Source organism: Pseudomonas triclosanedens (assembly GCF_026686735.1).
GTDB lineage: Bacteria > Pseudomonadota > Gammaproteobacteria > Pseudomonadales > Pseudomonadaceae > Pseudomonas > Pseudomonas triclosanedens.
Genome location: NZ_CP113432.1, coordinates 2,447,936 through 2,465,094 on the forward strand (window position 1 = coordinate 2,447,936; position 17,159 = coordinate 2,465,094).

18 protein-coding genes are annotated in these 17,159 nt (G+C 65.8%); 14 read left to right on the plus strand and 4 right to left on the minus strand.

The window, feature by feature from the left end; genetic code table 11:
- Window positions 1–6: 6 nt before the first annotated feature.
- The 4 genes from OU419_RS11550 to OU419_RS11565 all read left to right on the plus strand — a co-directional run bounded on the left by OU419_RS11550 (window position 7) and on the right by OU419_RS11565 (window position 2,273).
- The gene (locus tag OU419_RS11550; protein WP_254473261.1) at window positions 7–552 is read left to right on the plus strand and encodes a 1,2-dihydroxy-3-keto-5-methylthiopentene dioxygenase; all 546 of its coding nucleotides are present in this window, start codon (window positions 7–9) and stop codon (window positions 550–552) included.
- Between the two features lie 88 nt (window positions 553–640).
- Complete coding sequence (gene mtnC, locus OU419_RS11555; RefSeq protein ID WP_254473259.1) at window positions 641–1,324, plus strand: acireductone synthase; 684 nt, start codon at window positions 641–643, stop codon at window positions 1,322–1,324.
- A gap of 186 nt (window positions 1,325–1,510) precedes the next feature.
- Entirely contained in the window at window positions 1,511–1,702 is a 192-nt protein-coding gene (locus OU419_RS11560) for a PLDc N-terminal domain-containing protein (protein WP_254473257.1), read from the plus strand.
- A gap of 37 nt (window positions 1,703–1,739) precedes the next feature.
- Complete coding sequence (locus tag OU419_RS11565; RefSeq protein ID WP_254473256.1) at window positions 1,740–2,273, plus strand: methylated-DNA--[protein]-cysteine S-methyltransferase; 534 nt, start codon at window positions 1,740–1,742, stop codon at window positions 2,271–2,273.
- Here the strand turns inward: OU419_RS11565 and OU419_RS11570 are convergent.
- Both OU419_RS11570 and OU419_RS11575 read right to left on the minus strand, forming a co-directional pair.
- Window positions 2,270–2,746: a methylated-DNA--[protein]-cysteine S-methyltransferase gene (locus OU419_RS11570; RefSeq protein ID WP_254473254.1), complete on the minus strand. Its 477-nt coding sequence runs from the start codon at window positions 2,744–2,746 to the stop codon at window positions 2,270–2,272. The two genes, OU419_RS11565 and OU419_RS11570, sit on opposite strands and share 4 nt — an antisense overlap.
- Before the next feature lie 2 nt (window positions 2,747–2,748).
- Window positions 2,749–3,645: a DNA-3-methyladenine glycosylase family protein gene (locus OU419_RS11575; protein ID WP_254473504.1), complete on the minus strand. Its 897-nt coding sequence runs from the start codon at window positions 3,643–3,645 to the stop codon at window positions 2,749–2,751.
- 178 nt (window positions 3,646–3,823) lie between these two features.
- Between OU419_RS11575 and speE the strand changes: the two genes are divergently transcribed.
- From speE to OU419_RS11590, 3 genes are all read left to right on the plus strand, one after another.
- Window positions 3,824–4,684, plus strand: a complete 861-nt coding sequence (gene speE, locus OU419_RS11580; protein WP_254473253.1) for a polyamine aminopropyltransferase — start codon at window positions 3,824–3,826, stop codon at window positions 4,682–4,684.
- 284 nt (window positions 4,685–4,968) lie between these two features.
- Window positions 4,969–7,044: an LTA synthase family protein gene (locus OU419_RS11585; protein WP_254473251.1), complete on the plus strand. Its 2,076-nt coding sequence runs from the start codon at window positions 4,969–4,971 to the stop codon at window positions 7,042–7,044.
- 216 nt (window positions 7,045–7,260) lie between these two features.
- On the plus strand, window positions 7,261–8,046 hold the full coding sequence (locus OU419_RS11590) for a sulfite exporter TauE/SafE family protein (RefSeq protein ID WP_254473249.1): 786 nt from the start codon (window positions 7,261–7,263) through the stop codon (window positions 8,044–8,046).
- A gap of 35 nt (window positions 8,047–8,081) precedes the next feature.
- On the opposite strand, the gene OU419_RS11595 is transcribed toward OU419_RS11590, so the two are convergent.
- On the minus strand, window positions 8,082–9,098 hold the full coding sequence (locus OU419_RS11595) for an AraC family transcriptional regulator (protein WP_254473247.1): 1,017 nt from the start codon (window positions 9,096–9,098) through the stop codon (window positions 8,082–8,084).
- Window positions 9,099–9,216: 118 nt separating this feature from the next.
- On the opposite strand from OU419_RS11595, the gene OU419_RS11600 reads away from it, so the two are divergent.
- From OU419_RS11600 to OU419_RS11630, 7 genes are all read left to right on the plus strand, one after another.
- Window positions 9,217–10,692, plus strand: coding sequence for a flavin-containing monooxygenase (locus OU419_RS11600; RefSeq protein ID WP_254473238.1), 1,476 nt, complete (start codon window positions 9,217–9,219; stop codon window positions 10,690–10,692).
- Window positions 10,676–11,623: an alpha/beta hydrolase gene (locus OU419_RS11605; RefSeq protein WP_254473236.1), complete on the plus strand. Its 948-nt coding sequence runs from the start codon at window positions 10,676–10,678 to the stop codon at window positions 11,621–11,623. The genes OU419_RS11600 and OU419_RS11605 overlap by 17 nt, the downstream gene beginning before the upstream one ends.
- Window positions 11,620–12,381: an SDR family oxidoreductase gene (locus tag OU419_RS11610; protein WP_254473234.1), complete on the plus strand. Its 762-nt coding sequence runs from the start codon at window positions 11,620–11,622 to the stop codon at window positions 12,379–12,381. The genes OU419_RS11605 and OU419_RS11610 overlap by 4 nt, the downstream gene beginning before the upstream one ends.
- 43 nt (window positions 12,382–12,424) lie before the next feature.
- Window positions 12,425–13,108 carry a hypothetical protein gene (locus tag OU419_RS11615; protein ID WP_254473232.1) on the plus strand — a complete coding sequence of 228 codons (684 nt, stop codon included), beginning with the start codon at window positions 12,425–12,427 and terminating at the stop codon, window positions 13,106–13,108.
- Window positions 13,109–13,201: 93 nt separating this feature from the next.
- Complete coding sequence (locus OU419_RS11620; RefSeq protein WP_254473230.1) at window positions 13,202–14,110, plus strand: DMT family transporter; 909 nt, start codon at window positions 13,202–13,204, stop codon at window positions 14,108–14,110.
- A 228-nt stretch (window positions 14,111–14,338) separates the two neighbouring features.
- Window positions 14,339–14,680 (plus strand): ribonuclease E inhibitor RraB, encoded by a 342-nt coding sequence (locus OU419_RS11625; RefSeq protein WP_254473228.1) that lies wholly within the window; start codon window positions 14,339–14,341, stop codon window positions 14,678–14,680.
- Window positions 14,681–14,834: 154 nt separating this feature from the next.
- Window positions 14,835–15,539, plus strand: coding sequence for a type 1 glutamine amidotransferase (locus OU419_RS11630; protein ID WP_254473226.1), 705 nt, complete (start codon window positions 14,835–14,837; stop codon window positions 15,537–15,539).
- A 188-nt stretch (window positions 15,540–15,727) separates the two neighbouring features.
- Here the strand turns inward: OU419_RS11630 and OU419_RS11635 are convergent, their stop codons facing one another.
- Window positions 15,728–17,152, minus strand: coding sequence for a gamma-aminobutyraldehyde dehydrogenase (locus OU419_RS11635; protein WP_254473224.1), 1,425 nt, complete (start codon window positions 17,150–17,152; stop codon window positions 15,728–15,730).
- Window positions 17,153–17,159 lie beyond the last annotated feature (7 nt).

Genomic DNA, 17,159 nt, shown 5'->3' on the forward strand with positions numbered 1-17,159 from the left:
ACGACCATGAGCAGCCTGACTGTCTACCAGGAATCCGCCCCCGAGCAGCCGCTTAAGCTGCTGACGCACGCCGAGGACATCGCCGCCACGCTGGCGGAGCTTGGCGTGCGTTTCGAGCGCTGGCAGGCCAGTGCGCCCATCGCGCCCGGCGCCAGTCAGGACGAGGTGCTGGCCGCCTATGCCACGGAAATCCAGCGACTGAAGGACGAGCAGGGATACGTCACCGTCGATGTGGTCAGCCTGACCGCCGATCATCCGCAGAAGGATGAGCTGCGCGCCAAATTCCTCGACGAGCACCGCCACGGCGAGGATGAAGTGCGCTTCTTCGTGGCCGGGCGCGGGCTGTTCACCCTGCACATCGAGGATCACGTCTATGCCGTGCTGTGCGAGAAGAACGATCTGATCTCGGTGCCGGCCGGCACTCGTCACTGGTTCGATATGGGCGAGCGCCCGCATTTCGTCGCCATCCGACTGTTCAACAACCCCGAAGGCTGGGTTGCGAAGTTCACCGGCGACGAGATCGCCAGGCGTTTCCCGTTGCTGGAAGACTGACCGGCAACATCGCTGCTGCCCCGGTGTGGCCGGGGTGCGCGGACGCAGTCCGCTTCCTATGAATGTCATCGCCGCACCGGAGTTTTCCATGCCGATCAAAGCCATCCTCACCGACATCGAAGGCACCACCAGCGCGGTCAGCTTCGTGTTCGACGTGCTCTTCCCCTATGCCGCCGCGCACCTGCCGGACTTCATCCGCGAGCACATCGACGAAGCCCGTGTGGCGGAGCAGCTTGCTGCCGTGCAGCGCGAGAGCGGTGAAATGGATGCCGATCCCGAGCGCTGCATCGAAATCCTCCTCGGCTGGATCGCCGAAGACCGCAAGGCCACGCCGCTCAAGGCTCTGCAGGGCATGGTCTGGGAGCAGGGCTATCGCGCCGGCCAGCTCCGCGGGCACATCTACCCGGACGCCGCCGACGCCTTGCGTCACTGGCATGCCGAGGGTTTCCGCCTGTATGTGTACTCGTCCGGCTCGATCCAGGCGCAGAAGCTGATCTTCGGTTGCTCGGAGGCCGGCGACCTGAGCCCCCTGTTCAGCGGCTACTTCGACACCACCAGCGGTCCCAAGCGCGAGGCCGATTCTTACCGCCGCATCGCCGCCGCCATCGGCCTGCCCGCCGAGGAAATCCTCTTCCTCTCCGACGTGGTGCAGGAGCTGGATGCCGCACAATTGGCCGGTATGCAGACCATCGGCCTGGCCCGCGAGGGCGGCGTGCTGGAAGGTCACGATACGGTGGCCAGCTTCGCGGTGATCGACCCGGCGCGAGTCTGACGCGCTACCGGCCGATCCAGATCGGGCGCCGGCAGGGCTAAGCCCCAACCCCCCGCGCCGGGGCAGCAGCGCGTGGCTGAGGGTTCTCAGATAGCGGTGCGGCTGACTTTCTTCCATGTTGACGTCTGGCTGGGCGCAGGCTGGCTATTCTAGGGAAACCTTCCTTTGCGCAGAGAGAATCTCCTCATGGGCTCTACCCTTAGCGGTCTGATCAGTCTGGTCATCTTCGCCCTGGATATCTGGGCGATCATCAACGTGGTGAGAAGCGGCGCCGACATGTCGATGAAGATCATCTGGATCCTGGTGATCGTCATCCTGCCGGTGCTGGGGCTGATCATCTGGGCCATCGCCGGACCGCGCGGGAACGTGCGTATCTGAGCTTGCGGTATGGCCGTCGCCGGCAGACACTCTTTCGATGCATTACTGCCTGATCGAAACAGAACTCGGCTGGTTCGGGCTCGCCTGGAGCCCGAACGGCATCACCCGCGCCTACCTGCCGGGCGATTCCGTGCACAGCTTGCGCGAGCGCTTCGACAGATTCGGCTGCGAAACCGCCCACTGGCCGCCGTTCATCGATGAGGCGCGTCGACTGATTCTGGGGTACGCGCGGGGCGAGCCGGTGTGCTTTGACTGCCTGCCGCTGGATCTGTCGGGCGTCAGCGAGTTTTACCGCCGTGTCTACGACGACATTCTCGGGCTTGGTCGCGGCGAGACCACGACCTACGGCGATATCGCCCGGCGCCTGGGCGACGTCGGTCTGTCCCGCGCGGTGGGGCAGGCGATGGGCTCCAATCCGATCCCGCTGATCATTCCGTGCCATCGTGTGCTCGCCAGTGGCGGCAGGAGCGGTGGCTTCTCGGCGCCGGGCGGCAGTGCCTCGAAGATGCGCATGCTGGCGCTGGAAGGCTTCCAGAACCCGCAGGATGCGCAGACCGCCTTCGATTTCTAAGCCAGCCCCAGGGCACCCTCCAGGCGCAGCAACTGCTCCTTGCGCGGCAGGCCGCCGGCGTAACCGGTCAGGCTGCCGTCGCGGCCGAGCACCCGGTGGCAGGGCACGATGATGCTGATCGGGTTGGCGCCGTTGGCCGCACCAACCGCGCGGATGGCCTTGGGCCGCCCGATGCGTTGCGCCAGTTCGGCGTAGTAGGTGGTACGGCCATAGGGGATTTCCAGCAGCGCCTGCCAGACCTGGCGCTGGAATTCGGTGCCGCCGGTATTGAGGCGAACCTCGAAGCGCTTGCGCTGGCCGGCGAAGTACTGGTCGAGCTGGCGTGCCACGTCATCCAGCAACGGGTGGTCCCGATGCCAGTCCGGCTCGGGGTAGTGCCGTTGTTCCAGGTCCATGTAGAGCATCCTCAAGCCGCTCTCATCGCCGGCGAGCAGCAGGCGGCCGGTGGGGCTGTCGTGGTAGCGGTAGTGCATGGTCATCCTCCGGTGCGGCCGCCCTGGGAATAGGCGTGCCAGAGATAGACGGCGGCGTAGGCCCGCCAGGGACGCCAGGCTTCGGCGCGGCGCTGCAGGTCACGGGCGGCGATGCCTTCGCTCCCCCAGACCGGTGACTTGAGCAGCCCAAGGTCTGCGCTGGGGAAGGCGTCCGGGTCGCCGAACGCGCGCAGGGCGACGTACTCCGCCGTCCACGGGCCGATGCCGGGCAGGGCGCACAGGCGCCTGACCAGCTCCTGCGCGCCGTCATCGATATGCAGGGCCAGCGCGCCGCTGGCGCAGGCCGCCGCGAAGCGTTGCAGGGTTTCCACGCGCTTGCCGGGCATGCCGATGCCGGCGAGGTCCGCACCGGCCAGTGCCTCGGGCGTGGGGAACAGGCGGCCGGGTTGTTGTTCGCCGGCGCCGGGTAGCGCCTCGCCCAGGCGTTGCACCAGCCGACCAACGATGGTGACGGCAGCCTTCACCGTCACTTGCTGGCCGACGATGGCGCGCACCGCCTGCTCGAACGGATCGAAGGCGGTAGGCAGGCGCAGCCCCGGCGCTTGCCGGATGAGCGGGCCGAGCGTTGGGTCGTTACCCAGGTGTTCGGCGATCAGGCGCGGGTCGCTGTCCAGGTCGAACATCTTGCGCACCCGCTCCGCCAGGGCCGGAGCATGTTGCGGTGCGAGGTGGATTTCCAGTTCCAGTTCGGCGCGCTCTTCCAGCGGTTGCACGCTGAACCAGCCGGTGTCGCCGCCCATGCGCACGCTGCGGGCATAGCGCCGCGGCGACAGGTACTCGACGCCCGCAAGGCTGCGCAGCGCGAAGTGATCGTGGAACTGCTGCCAATCCCACGGGGCGCGGTAGGGCAGGCGGATAGCGAAGGGTGGGGCGGTCATGTCGTTCATGGGGCGAACATACCCGTTGCGCGGGGCGCTGTCCTCCCGGGGCTGACTTTCTAATTCGCCGGGCGACGACGGGGTTCGACCTGTCATCCTCGGGCACGTAGAATGCGCGCCTCTTTCGGGGCGGCGTGGCCGTCCCCTCCTATTGTCTTGTCCCGACGGGAGCCCGCCCATGCACGATTACCAGGAAACCCTCTACGACGGCTATGGCCAGCGATTCAGCGTCGACAGGATGCTCCACGAGGTGCGTACCGAACACCAGCACCTGGTGATCTTCGAGAATGCCCGCATGGGGCGGGTGATGGCGCTCGATGGTGTGATCCAGACCACCGAGGCCGACGAGTTCATCTACCACGAGATGCTCACCCACGTGCCGATCCTGGCCCACGGCGCCGCCAGGCGCGTGCTGATCATCGGCGGTGGCGACGGCGGCATGCTGCGCGAGGTGTCCAAGCACGCCAGCGTCGAGCACATCACGATGGTCGAGATCGATGGCACGGTGGTCGACATGTGCAGGGAGTTCCTGCCCAACCACTCCCAGGGCGCCTTTGACGATCCGCGCCTGAACCTGGTGATCGACGACGGCATGCGCTTCGTCGCCACCACCGCAGAGAAGTTCGATGTGATCATCTCTGACTCCACCGACCCGATCGGTCCGGGCGAGGTGCTTTTCTCGGAGAATTTCTACCAGGCTTGCCACCGTTGCCTGAACGAGGGCGGCGTGCTGGTCACCCAGAACGGTACGCCGTTCATGCAGTTGGACACCGTGCGCAATACCGCCGGACGGATGAACGGCCTGTTCGCCGACTGGCACTTCTATCAGGCTGCGGTACCTACCTATATCGGCGGCGCCATGACCTTCGCCTGGGGCTCCACCAACCCGGCGCTGCGCCATGTCGATGTCGCCACCCTGCAGCAGCGTTTCGCCGCCAGTGGCGTGCAGACCCGCTACTACAACGCGGCGATCCACCAGGGCGCCTTCGCCCTGCCGCAGTACGTGCTGCAGGCCATCGGCAAGCCGGCCAACGACTGATGCCGATCTGGAGAAGGAGGCGTTGTCAGCCACGACGCTTTCTTCACAGTCGATGGTGCACGATATGCGCCCGCTGGCGGCTGGGAAGACCTGCCGGTGGGCCGTAGCATCCGGAAACGATTGTCCGTCCAACCTTAATGCCTGATTAAGGGGCGCCAAATAAAATGCGCCGCCGGAGCTTTTGCGGTGTAATGCCGCAGTCCTTTTCGTGCCCTCCCAGGTAGCGTTTCTCGCCTGGCCTGGCGGCGCACCTCGAACCCGAACGTTCACAACGGAACCAAGAAATGGGCCAATCAGAAGTCCTGAATAGTCGCCAGCTCGGTGCCAGCCTCTCGCGGCCCACCGTATCCAGTCACCTGGCGTTCACCTTGCTCAGCGTCGTTGCGCTGATGGTGATGTTCTCCCTGCTACGGCTTGCGCTATTCATCTATAACCGCGAGTTGATCGGCTCGACACCTGCGGCCACCTTCGTCGAGGCGTTCATCACCGGGATGCGTTTCGACATCCGCATGGTGGTCTACCTCATCGCCCCGCTGGTCTTCGCCGTCGTCAGCGTGCGCGCCATGAGCTGGCGCGGCGTGTGGCGCGCCTGGCTGACCGCCACCGCCAGCCTGACGATGTTCCTCGGCGTGCTGGAAATGGACTTCTACCGCGAGTTCCACCAGCGCCTGAACAGTCTGGTGTTCCAGTACATGTCCGAAGACCCGCGCACCGTCATGAGCATGATCTGGTACGGCTACCCGGTCGTTCGCTACCTGTTGGCCTGGGCCGTCGCCACCTGGATGCTGTACCTGCTGTTCAAGGGTATCGACCGCGCCACCCGCCCGAGCGCCAACGGCCCGACGGCCGCTGCCTGGTACGTCCGCGTCGCCGTGCTCCTGGTGGTGGTGGTCGCCTGTGTCCTCGCTGCCCGTGGCACTCTGCGCCAGGGCCCGCCGCTGCGCTGGGGCGATGCCTTCACCACCGATTCGATGTTCGCCAACCATCTCGGCCTGAACGGATCCCTCAGCCTGATCAAAGCCGCCGAGAGCCGCTTCTCCGAGGACCGCGACAACATCTGGAAGGCCACGCTGCCCGTCGAGCAGGCCCGCGACACCGTGCGCCAGATGCTGGTGATGCCTGACGACAAGCTGGTCGATGCCGATGAGGCCGCCGTGCGCCGCGACTACACCCCGCCGGCCAATGGCACCCTGCCGGTGAAGAACGTCGTGGTGATCCTGATGGAAAGCTTCGCCGGCCATTACGTCGGCGCGCTGGGTGCTCCGGGCAACATCACACCGTACTTCGACAAGCTGTCGAAGGAAGGTCTGCTGTTCACCCAGTACTTCTCCAACGGCACCCACACCCACCAGGGCATGTTCGCCACGATGGCGTGCTTCCCGAACCTGCCGGGCTTCGAATACCTGATGCAGACGCCGGAAGGCGGCCACAAGTTCTCCGGCCTGCCGCAACTGTTGTCCGCGCGCCAGTTCGAGGATGTCTACGTCTATAACGGCGACTTCGCCTGGGACAACCAGTCCGGCTTCTTCGCCAATCAGGGCATGACGACCTTCATCGGCCGCAACGACTTCGTGAACCCGGTGTTCTCCGACCCGACCTGGGGTGTATCCGACCAGGACATGTTCGCTCGTGGCAACGAGGAGCTGGACAAGCTGCACGCGACCGGCAAGCCGTTCTACGCACTGTTGCAGACCCTCTCCAACCACGTGCCGTACGCACTGCCCAAGGACCTGCCGGTGCAGCCGGTAACCGGTTACGGCAGCCTGGACGAGCACCTGACCGCGATGCGCTACTCCGACTGGTCGCTCGGCCAGTTCTTCGAGAAGGCCAAGAAGTCGCCGTACTACAAGGACACCATCTTCGTCGTCGTGGGTGACCACGGCTTCGGTACGCCGGAGCAACTGACCGAGATGGACCTGTTCCGCTTCAACGTACCGCTGCTGATCATCGCGCCCGGCATCCAGGACAAGTTCGGCGCGACCCGCGACACCGTCGGCACCCAGATCGACATCGTGCCGACCATCATGGGCCGCCTGGGTGGCGTTGCGCGCCATCAGTGCTGGGGCCGCGACCTGCTGAACCTGCCCGAAGGCGACAAGGGCTTCGGCATGATCAAGCCTTCAGGCAGTGGCCAGGACGTGGCGCTGGTATACGGCAATCGCATCCTGATCAAGCAGAAGGAAGGCGATGTTCGCGTCTACGACTACAAGCTGGGCAAGGACTTCGGCGTGACTCGCATCGAGAACACCCCCGAGCAGTCGGAGATGAAGGCCCGCCTGGAGTCGTTCATCCAGACCGCTACCAAGAGCCTGCTGGACAACACCACTGGCGTGGTGGACAGCAAGCCGCAAAACAAGTGACCGGCCGGCAATAAATGAAAAGGGGACCTTCGGGTCCCTTTTTCATTGCCTTCGAAGTGGCGCATGCATGTCGCCGCGCGGCTGTCGCGGCAGGGCGCTTATTCCGCTTATTCCGGTTATAAAGTAAGACCATAACGATATAGTGGCTTATATGAAAAATCGCTATCCTGCCGCGCACACCACGAGGTGATCAGTTTCGCCAGTCAGGACGCGTAGATGGATGTTGGCAATATCGGTTTCGTAGTCGCGGGTCTTGTCGTTGGCTTCATCGTTGGTATGACCGGGGTGGGTGGCGGATCGCTGATGACCCCCATCCTGCTCTGGTTCGGCATCAATCCCGCCGCCGCAGTAGGCACCGATCTGCTGTATGCCGCCATCACCAAGTCCGGCGGCGTCCTGGTTCACCGCAAGAACGACAACATCGACTGGCGCATCACCGGCTGGCTCGCCCTGGGCAGTGTGCCGGCGGCGGGGCTGACCCTGCTGTTCCTGCACAATCTGCACGCCGACACCGCCGCCATGAACAGCATCATCAAGAATGCCCTGGGCGTCGTGCTGCTGCTCACCGCTCTGGCCGTGCTGTTCAAGAAGCAGGTGCTGGCCTTCGCCCAGCGTCACGCTGGCGACAGCTTCCACTTCAGCGGTCCGAAGCTCAACGGCCTGACCGTCGCCACCGGCGCCATCCTCGGTGCGATGGTTGCACTCACTTCCATTGGCGCCGGTGCGCTGGGCACCGTTGCACTGTTCGTGCTCTATCCCTTCCTGGCCACTCGCCGCCTGGTCGGTACCGAGATCGCGCATGCCGTGCCGCTGACACTGGTTGCCGGTCTCGGTCATGCCAGCATGGGCAACATGGATTGGGGGCTGCTGGGCTACCTGCTGCTCGGCTCGCTGCCGGGTATCTACGTCGGCAGCCACTTGGCCGGGCGCATCCCAGACGGGGTGTTGCGCCCGTGCCTGGCGCTGATGCTCGCGATGATCGGCTACAAGCTGGTCTTCTGAATCACGTTCCGCCAGTCTTTCCCCGACAGTCTGGGCTAACCGCGGCGAAAACGCCCCGGCGCCACGCCCTTCCAGCGGCGGAAAGCGTGAATGAAGTTCGACACCTCGCCATAGCCGAGCCGCTCGGCAATCTCTTCCAGCCGGATCGCCCCGGTGGCCAGCAACTCCTCGGCCAGGGCCTGGCGCACCTCGTCCACCAGAGCCCGGTAACTGCTGCCTTCGGCCTCCAGCCGGCGGCGCAGCGTGCGTGAGGTCATGTGCATCGCCTGGGCGACCTGCTCCATGTCTGGAAGCTGCCCCGGGGTACTCAGCAGACGGTCGCGGATGCGCCCGGACAGCCCGGTGCGTACCTGGCGGCGGGCGAGCAGGGCACGGCACTGTTCCTCGCAGCGCAGCGCCACCTCTGGATTGGCACCGGGCAGCGGCAATTCGAGGATGCGGCTGTCGAAGACGATGCGGTTCTCGGGCTGGCCGAACTGCGGCCGCACGCCCAGTTCGTCGATGTACGGCTGCAGGTCGGCTGGCGCCTCGCGGCGGAAGCTGGCGTAGCGGATGGGCGGAGACTGGTTGGTCAGGTCGCGCTGAATGCGCAGCACGCCACCGCCGTCGCGGTCGATGAGAAACTCCCGCAGGTCTTCCGGGACCGCCTGGTCGTCCAGCACCAGGTGCGCCTCGCCTTCGTGTTCCTCCAGTGTCATGCGGTGGAACGCGTAGGTCAGGTCCAGGTAGCGCAGGCCCAGGCGCGCAGCTCCGAGAAAAGTGGCGCTGCTGAGCAGGGCGAAGCCCCAGATGCCATAGGTGTTGAGGTGATAGCGCAGGCCGGCCTTCAGGCCGATGCCGGGAATGTGGCCGAGATGGCGGGCGAGGTTGCGCACCAGATCCAGCTCCTGCTCCGCGCCGACTTCCGCGCCGGGGTCGGCGAGCACGCCGATATCCAGCCCGGTGCCTTCCAGGCATTGCTCAAGGCTCAGGCCGTGGTCGAGGGCGAACTGCGTCAGCAACTGAACGCTGACCGCACTGCGGCGGGACGACCAGGGAGTGGTGGCGGGCATGGCGTTCTCGTTGACCGAAATTCACAATTTTATGTCCGACTATGCCATAACCTGTCGCCGCATGTAGCTCTAGGATGTTCCCGTCCGCCACTGCGCGGAGAACCATCGGGAGACAACAATGACAAACACTTCCCGTCGATCGGCAGCCGTGCGCGTGCTGATTATCGGTGCCGGCTTTGCCGGCCTGGGGTTGGCTATCCGCCTGAAGCAGGCCGGTATCGACGACTTCCTGATCCTTGAGAAAGCCGACGATGTCGGTGGTTGCTGGCGCGAGAACCGCTATCCTGGCGCCGCCTGCGATGTGCCTTCGCACCTGTATTCCTTCTCCTTCGAACCCAAGGCCGACTGGTCGCGAAAATTCGCCCCGCAGGCGGAGATCCTCGACTACGCCCGCCACTGCGCTGACAAGTACCAGCTCCGCGAACGCATCCGCTTCGGCCGTGAGGTCAGTGACGCGGTTTTCGACGAGTCCGCCGGGCAGTGGCGGATAACCTGCGCCAACGGTGAGCAATGGCGCGCCCAGTCTCTGGTCTGCGCCCTGGGACAGTTGAGCCGGCCGGCGATCCCGCGTCTGGAAGGCATCGAGCGCTTCCGTGGCAAGGCTTTCCATTCCGCGCAGTGGGATGCCGGGGCGCCGCTGGATGGTCAGCGTGTCGCGGTGATCGGAACCGGTGCCAGCGCCATCCAGTTCGTCCCGCAGATCGCGCCTAAGGTTGCCGAGTTGCTGCTATTCCAGCGCAGCGCGCCCTATGTGATTCCCAAGCCTGACCGTCCCTACGCCGACTGGGAGCGCCGCCTCAAGGCCCGTCTGCCCTGGCTGCAACGCCTGGACCGCGGCCTGAAGTACATCCAGCACGAAGCGCGGGCGCTGGCCTTTACCGTTTTCCCGCCGCTGATGAAGGCGATGCGCCTGAACTTCCACCTGCACATGCGCAGGAGCATCGGCGATGCGCAATTGCGCGCACGTCTGCAGCCGGACTACCCGATGGGCTGCAAGCGTATCCTGATCAGCAACGACTACTACCCGGCACTGGCGCGCAGCAACGTGCGGCTGGTGGACAGCGGTATCCGCGAGGTCACCGAGGATGCCATCGTCACCCGCGACGGGCAGCGTCACCCGGTGGATACCATCATCTACGGTACCGGTTTCGCCGCCACCGAATTCCTCGCGCCGATGAGCGTCCGCGGCCTGGGCGGGCGCGAGCTGAACCAGGCCTGGCGGGACGGCGCCGAAGCCTACAAGGGCATCAGCGTCAGCGGCTTCCCGAACCTGTTCATCCTCTACGGGCCGAACACCAACCTGGGGCACAACTCGATCATCTACATGCTGGAGAGCCAGTTCCCCTACGTGCTGGCCTGCCTGCGGCTGATCCACGACGAACACCTCAAGTACCTGGACGTGAAGCCCCAGGTACAGCAGCGCTTCAACCAGCGCTTGCAGCACGACCTCAGCCATACCATCTGGGAGCGCGGCTGCGATAGCTGGTACAAGACTGCCGCTGGCCGCAACACCAACAACTGGCCGGGATTCACCTTCCGTTACCGCCAACAGACCCGTCAGCCGGAGTTTGCCGACTATGACTGCATCCGTTGAACCCGTGGTGCCGCTGTCCGCTGCCCAGAAAATCCTCACCGCCAGCCTGCGCGGGGTACTTAACCTGCTGTTCCGTGGTCTGATGGGGCCTCAGTTGCCGGTCAAGGCACAGCGCGCGCTGTTGCGTGCGCTGACGGCGGCGACGCTGGCGCCACGCGGCGTTCACCGTGAGGCCGCGACCCTTGGCGGACTGCCCTGCGAGGTCTGGCGGCCCACTGTCGGCGGGGCAGGGAAGGTCATCCTCTACCTGCATGGCGGTGCCTACCTGATCGGCTCGCCGGCCACGCACCGGGCGATCACCGCCAGTCTGGCGCGGCGGTGTGCGGCGGAAGTCTGGGTGGTGGACTACCGGCTGGCGCCAGAGCACCGCTTCCCGGCCCAGCGCGACGATGCCGTGGCGGCCTATCGGGCCTTGCTGGACAAAGGTATCGCCGCCGAAGCGATTACCATCGCCGGTGACTCCGCAGGCGGCCACCTGACCCTGCAACTGGCGTTACAGGCGAAGGCTCTCGGCCTGCCCGCGCCCGGTGCGCTGGTGACCTTCTCGCCGGTGACCGACCTCACTGCTGCGCACCTGCATGTGCCGGCGGCGGGCGACCCGATGATTACCCGCGCCTGGATCGACAGCGCGATGGAAATGTTCTGCCCCGAGGGGCTTGCGCGGGATGATGCGCAACTGTCGCCGCTCTACGCTGAACTCGAAGGCCTGCCGCCGCTGCTGATTCAGGTCGGCGAGGACGAACTGCTGCGCAATGACAGCCTGCGCTTTGCCGAGGCGGCGCGGCGCCAGGGTGTGACTGTGAAGCTGCAGCGCTATCCGGGCTGCTGGCACGTATTCCAGGCCCACGCCGGAGTGCTCGATGTGGCCGACCGCGCGCTGCAGGACGTTGCGCTGTTCATCGACCAGCAACAGCAGGGAGTCAGCCGATGAACAACATTCTCATCAGTGGCGCGGCATCGGGAATTGGCGCGGCCACCGCCAGGCTGTTCCACGGGCGCGGCTGGCGTGTCGGCCTGCTCGATCTCAATCCCGAGCCGCTGGCGACGCTGGCGGACGAACTGGGCGGTGTCTGGCGCAGGGCGGTGGATGTCACCGATGCGCAGGCCCTGGTGGATGCCGTGGGCGAGTTCGGCCAGGTCAGCGGCGGCACGCTGCGTCTGCTGTTCAACTGCGCAGGAATCCTGCGTTTCGGGCGTTTCGAGGACATCAGCCTGGCCGAGCACAATCGCATCATCGAGATCAACGTGCAGGGCGTGATGAACTGCTGCCATGCCGCGCTGCCCTTGCTCAAAGGCACGCCGGGAGCGCAGGTGCTGAACATGGGCTCGGCATCCGGGCTGTATGGCGTGCCGCAGATGGCCAGCTATTCCGCGTCCAAGTTCGCCGTGCGCGGCCTGACCGAGGCGCTGGAGCTGGAATGGCGCGAGCACGGCATCCGCGTCGCCGACCTGATGCCACCCTTCGTGCGCACGCCGATGGTCGCCAGCCAGACCGTCGAGCCGCCGGTACTGCGCCGCCTGGGCGTGACCCTGACGGCCGAAGACATCGCCGAAGCGGCGTGGCGACAGGCGCAGAGCCGTGCGGTTCATCGTCCGATCGGCGCGTTGTTCCGGGCGATGTACTGGTCCGGCCAGCTATTGCCGCCGGCGATAAATCGCTGGGTCATGGCCTGGCTCAGCCGCGCCTGAAGACGAGCGGTTAGACTGCATGGGCGGCGGAGGAGGCCGACCCATGCAGGAAAACCCGGAGCAACACCCATCCGCCTGGCAGCGCGTGCTGCAGGACATCACCACGCCCTTCGACCGGGTGAGCGAGATGACCTATGGCGTGATCATGACCCTGACCATCATTTCGGTGATTTCTGCCGCCAGCGGCGGGGCTGCGCGCCAGGACCTGATCGTTGCCGCGCTGGGCTGCAATCTCGCCTGGGGCCTGGTCGATGCGCTGATGCTGATGGTGCGCCTGCGGGTCGAGCGGGTACACCAGCATGGCCGCCTGCGCGCACTGCGCGGCGTGTCCAGCGACGCCGACTTCCGCGACGGACTCGACGAGTTCCTGCCGCCACGGCTGGTGGCGGCGCTGCAACCGGAGGAGGTGCTGCGCCTGCGCCGCCGGCTGTTGGCCTCGAACCTGGGGACCGGCGAGGCGCGCGGGGGCGGCGTCGAGGCCTGGCTCGCCGGGCTGCTGATTGTCCTGCTGGTCACCGGCATCACTCTGCCGATGATCCTGCCGTTGTGGCTGGTGTCGGACGATCTGCTGGCGCTGCGCCTGGCCCAGGGCATCGGTGTAGTCATGCTGTTCGGCCTTGGCTGGTTGCTGGCGCGCTGGGCTGGCGACTCGCCGTGGCCGGGTGCGCTGGGCTTCACCACCCTCGGTGTGGCCATGACCGGGCTGTGCATTGCCCTGGGCGGTTAGTGCTTCAGGGCTTGCGCCGTGGAGCCCATGCCCGGATGCTGGAGAGTCGCCCGGCGTGTCGAGGACGCCACAACCTGATGCAAGGATGCCGTCATGCCATTTGCCTTCGCCTGCCTGGCCCTGTCGATGCTGCTCGTCGGAGTCAACATCGCCATCGGCAAGCTGATCCTGGCCGAAGTCCCGGTCTACCTGTTCGCCGCGTTGCGCTTCCTGATCGCAAGTCTGGTGCTGTTGCCGGGAATGTTCATCGCGAAGGTGCGACGTGGCCTGGACCGCCGCGCCTGCGGCGGACTCTTCCTGCAGGCGTTCTTCGGCTGCTTCCTGTTCAGCCTGTGCATGCTGCATGGTGTACTGCTGACCTCTGCGACCAGTGCGGGGATCATCACCAGCGCCACGCCCAGCGTGATCGCGCTGCTCGCCTGGCTGTGGCTGCGCGAGCACATTGGCGCGCCACAGTTACTGGCTATCGCACTGGCAGTGGCCGGCATCGCCGCACTGAATCTGCTGGAGCATTCGCAGGCTGGCGGTGGCAGCGTCGCCGGCAACCTGCTGGTGCTCGGCGCGGTGCTGGCCGAGGCTCTGTTCGCGGTGTTCTCGCGCCGGCTAGCGCTGAGCGTGCGGCCCTGGGCTATGGCGTTCGGCGTCAACCTGGCGGGTCTTCTGCTGTTTCTGCCGTTGGCGCTGCCCGAGGCGCTGGCCTTCGGCTGGAGCGCCCCCGGTGTCGGGACCTGGGCCTGGCTGTTGTTCTACGCGCTGAGCGCCAGTGTGCTGTCCTTCCTGCTCTGGTACCGGGGAATTTCCCGGGTGCCGGCCAGTATTGCCGGGCTGTTCACCGGCTTGATGCCGGTCAGCTCGGCGCTGGCCGGCGTGTTTCTGCTGGGGGAGCGTTTCAGTGTCGGTCATGCGCTTGGCATGGCGCTGGTGCTGGCCGCGTTGCTGTTGGGCACGCGACGTGGCGGGATGCCGCCCGTCGCCGCTAGTGAGGCTGGTACGGCGAAGTAGCGGCAACCCGACAGAGGAGGCGCTACGCTGAAGAGGGTGGCCGGTTGATTTCGTCGTGGGAACTTGCCTCACCGGCATGTTCGACGCAGTTGGCTACCAGTTGGGGGACGTTGATTCAATTGGCGTTTCCTGCGGCACATCGAAGTGCCCGGAACGCATCCGCGCCTTTGGCAGGGTGCGTTCGTTGGCGGGGAATAACTCTGAACGTCTCGACAGGAGGTGCGTACCATGGAAAAGCCCCTCTCGGAGGATATCAGCGTCAACGTGTTGCGCCGGATGAAAGAAGGTGGTTTCGATTTCGCTCGTATTCATCCCATCGATTTTTTCGCCATCTTTCCCGATGAACAGAACGCGCGTAAGGCCGCCCGGCAGTTTCGTGGCGAGTCGCTGAGAGCGCAGGTCGAGGCCCGCGACGATGGCGGCTGGAACCTGCAGATCAGCAAGGTGATGTTCGCTACCCATGCCGCCATCGGCGATTTCGAACACGACCTTGAGGAAGTCGTGGTCCCCCTGGGCGGCATACTCGATGGCTGGGGCGTGACCCAGGAGGTCACCACGTTGCGGCCATAGTCCGTGTCGGCAATATGTCGTCGAGCCGTCATCCGACGGCCAATCCGCAAACCGGAGTCGCGTCGTCGCCAGCAGTGACGGCGCGTATTTCCGTGCGGGTACGACGGGTTTCCCGGCGCCCACCGATGCGGCAGACTGCCGCGCGGAGGTGACCATGACCGATATCCTGATTCTTACTCACGTCGACTTCTGCCCGCCGGGCCACCTGGCCGCGGTGCTCGACCGCGCCGGCCTGTCGTTCGAGGAACGCCGCGCCGACCTTGGCGCCCTGCAGGGCTACGACCTGGAGCGGCCGAAGGCGGTTGCCATCATGGGCGGGCCGATGAGCGTCAACGACGATACGCCGTGGCTGCGCGAGGAGATCGCGGCGATCCGCCGCTTCATCGAGCGCGACGTGCCTATGATCGGCCACTGCCTGGGCGGCCAGTTGCTGGCCAAGGCGCTGGGCGCGGACATCCAGCGCATGCCGTATTCGGAGATCGGCTGGCAGCCGATGCGCCGCCTGGAAACGCAGAGCCCGTGGCTTGCGCACCTGCCTGAAGAGTTCCCGATCTACCAGTGGCACGGCGATACCTTCGACCTGCCCGAAGGCGCCACGCACCTGCTCTCCAGCCCCTGGTGCGCGAACCAGGCGTTCAGCTACGGCGAACGCATCCTTGGCTTGCAGGGGCACCCGGAAATGACCGAGGAGCTGGTCAGCGGCTGGGTGAATGGCTTCCCCGAGTATCTCGACGCCAGCCAGCCCAGCCAGGAGCGTTCGGACGTGATGCTCGCCGACCTGGCGCAGCGCGTGGCGGCGATGAACCGCGTGGCGGAGGGTTTCTACCGTCACTGGCTGACGCTCGCCGGGTTGGTCTGACCGGGCGAGCAGTGCGCATCGCGCCCATGATCGGGCGACGTGCACCGGTGTTGATGGGTATCGCAGGCTCCACCCATCCTACGGCGGAGCTTCAACTCCGGCAGACGGTGCATTTGTAGCTGCTACCGGCGCAAAGCCGAGTCACAGGGCGTACAACCCTTCCCGGTTGTACGCCGCTTCCGCCGGGCTCAATGCTTGAACATGATATGCCGCGCGACGGTGTAGTCCTCCAGGCCGTACATCGACAGGTCCTTGCCGTAGCCGGACTGCTTGAAGCCGCCGTGGGGCATTTCGCTGCACAGCATGAAGTGGGTGTTCACCCAGGTGCAGCCATACTGCAGTCGCGCCGCGACCCGTGAGGCGCGGCCGACATCGCGGGTCCACACCGACGAGGCGAGCCCGTAGTCGGAGTCGTTGGCCCAGCGCACCGCTTCGTCCGCGTCGCTGAAGGGGGTCACCGACACCACCGGGCCGAACACCTCGCGGCGGACGATCTCATCGTCCTGCTGGGCGTTGGCCACTACCGTTGGCGCGTAGAAGAAGCCCTTGCCGCTGACCGGGCTGCCGCCTGTGGCGATGCTGATGTGCGGGCTGGCCTTGGCCCGCTCGACGAAGCCGGAGACTCGGTCGCGCTGCGCCGCGGTGATCAGCGGGCCGAGCTCGGTGGCCGGGTCGTTCTGCAAACCCGTCTTGAGGCTCGATACCGCGCTGGCCAGGTCGGCCACGAAGTTGTCGTAGATCTTCTTGCCCGCATAGATGCGGCAGGCGGCGGTGCAGTCCTGGCCTGCATTGTAGAAGCCGAAGGTGCGGATACCGGCCACCACGTCCGCAAGGTCGGCATCGTCGAAAACGATCACCGGCGCCTTGCCGCCCAGCTCCATGTGCAGGCGCTTCACGCTATCGGCGGCGCTCCGGATGATCGCCTTGCCGGTTCCCACCGAACCGGTCAGCGAGACCATTCGCACCAGGTCGTGGCCGACCAGCGGTGCGCCCACGCTCGGGCCACGGCCGAACACCAGGTTGACTACGCCGGCGGGGAACAGTTCGGCGATGAATCCGGCCACCCGCAGCGCGGTCAGCGGGGTCTGCTCCGAGGGCTTGAGCACCACGCAGTTGCCGGCGGCCAGCGCCGGGCCGAGTTTCCACGCCGCCATCATCAGCGGGTAGTTCCAGGGCGCGATGGAGGCAACCACGCCGACCGGGTCGCGGCGGATCATCGAGGTGAAACCGGGCAGGTATTCACCGGCGGCGGAGCCGGGTAGCACACGGCAGGCGCCGGCGAAGAAGCGGAACACGTCGGCAATGGCCGGGATTTCATCGTTCAGCGCGGCGGCATAAGGCTTGCCGCAGTTGTCCGATTCCAGCCGGGCCAGTTCTTCGGCGTGTTCCTCGATGCGGTCGGCCAGGCGCAGCAGGAGCATGGCGCGATCCTTCGGCGCGGTCTGCGACCAGCCATCGAAAGCGGCGTCGGCCGCGCGCACGGCGGTGTCCACCTGGGCTTCGCTGGCTTCGGCGATCTGGCCGATGACTTCGCCGGTGGCGGGGTTGAGGATGTCCAGTTTCTCGCCTTCGCCGTCGACGAACTGGCCGTTGATCAGGAGTTGGGTTTGCATCGCATGT